Source organism: Limnospira sp. (assembly GCF_051859755.1).
Classification (GTDB): Bacteria; Cyanobacteriota; Cyanobacteriia; order Cyanobacteriales; family Microcoleaceae; genus Limnospira; species Limnospira fusiformis.
In genome coordinates this window covers 1-1,266 of the sequence record NZ_JBIMLI010000345.1, presented here as the reverse complement: position 1 = coordinate 1,266, position 1,266 = coordinate 1, and the positions used below count along the sequence as shown (strand labels likewise).

Genomic DNA, 1,266 nt, shown 5'->3' with positions numbered 1-1,266 from the left:
GAGAGTGGGGAAGTTGACAGGTCCTCAAGTTGGAGAGTTGACAGGTCGGAGGTGGGAGTTGGGGGAAAGTCCGACAGTTGGGAAGTTGGCAGGTGAGAGGTGGGGTAAGTCCTAGAGTTGACGGGTGGGAGTTGACAGGTCTGAGAGTTGACAGGTCGGAGGTGGGAGTTGAGGGAAGTCCGAGAGTTGGGAAGTTGGGAAGTCCGAGAGTTGACAGGTCCGAGAGTTGACAGGTGGGAAGTCCGAGAGTTGACGAGTGAGGGTTGGGGGAAGTCCTCAAGTTGGAGAGTTGACAAGTCCGAGGTGGGGGAAATTGGAAAGTCCGACAGTTGGAAAGTTGGGAAGTCCTCAAGTTGACAAGTCTTCAAGTTGACAGGTCGGAGTTGGGGGAAGTCGGAGAGTGGGGAAGTTGACAAGTCCTCAAGTTGGAGAGTTGACAGGTCGGAGGTGGGAGTTGGGGGAAAGTCCGACAGTTGGGAAGTTGGCAGGTGAGAGGTGGGGTAAGTCCTAGAGTTGACGGGTGGGAGTTGACAGGTCTGAGAGTTGACAGGTCGGAGGTGGGAGTTGAGGGAAGTCCGAGAGTTGGGAAGTTGGGAAGTCCGAGAGTTGACAGGTCCGAGAGTTGACAGGTGGGAAGTCCGAGAGTTGACGAGTGAGAGTTGGGGGAAGTCCGAGAGTTGGAGAGTTGACAGGTCCGAGGTGGGGGAAATTGGAAAGTCCGACAGTTGGAAAGTTGGGAAGTCCTCAAGTTGACAAGTCTTCAAGTTGACAGGTCGGAGTTGGGGGAAGTCGGAGAGTGGGGAAGTTGACAAGTCCTCAAGTTGGAGAGTTGACAGGTCGGAGGTGGGAGTTGGGGGAAAGTCCGACAGTTGGGAAGTTGGAAAGTTGGGAAGTTGGAAAGTCCGAGAGTTGACAGGTCGGAGGTGGGAGTTGGGGGAAGTCCGAGAGTGGGGAAGTTGACAGGTCCTCAAGTTGGAGAGTTGACAGGTCGGAGGTGGGAGTTGGGGGAAAGTCCGACAGTTGGGAAGTTGACAGGTGAGAGGTGGGGTAAGTCCTAGAGTTGACGGGTGGGAGTTGACAGGTCTTCAAGTTGACAGGTCGGAGGTGGGAGTTGGGGGAAGTCCGAGAGTGGGGAAGTTGACAGGTCCTCAAGTTGGAGAGTTGACAGGTCGGAGGTGGGAGTTGGGGGAAAGTCCGACAGTTGGGAAGTTGACAGGTGAGAGGTGGGGTAAGTCCTAGAGTTGACGGGTGGGAGTTGACAGGTCT

At 55.1% G+C, this 1,266-nt stretch carries 2 protein-coding genes; both read right to left on the bottom strand.

The window, feature by feature from the left end; genetic code table 11:
• The coding region (locus ACTIE0_RS24495; RefSeq protein ID WP_439517052.1) for a hypothetical protein at nucleotides 1-971 on the bottom strand (971 nt) is incomplete at its 3' end.
• Between the two features lie 83 nt (nucleotides 972-1,054).
• Nucleotides 1,055-1,266: hypothetical protein (locus ACTIE0_RS24490; RefSeq protein ID WP_439517051.1), on the bottom strand; the 212-nt coding region annotated here is incomplete at its 5' end.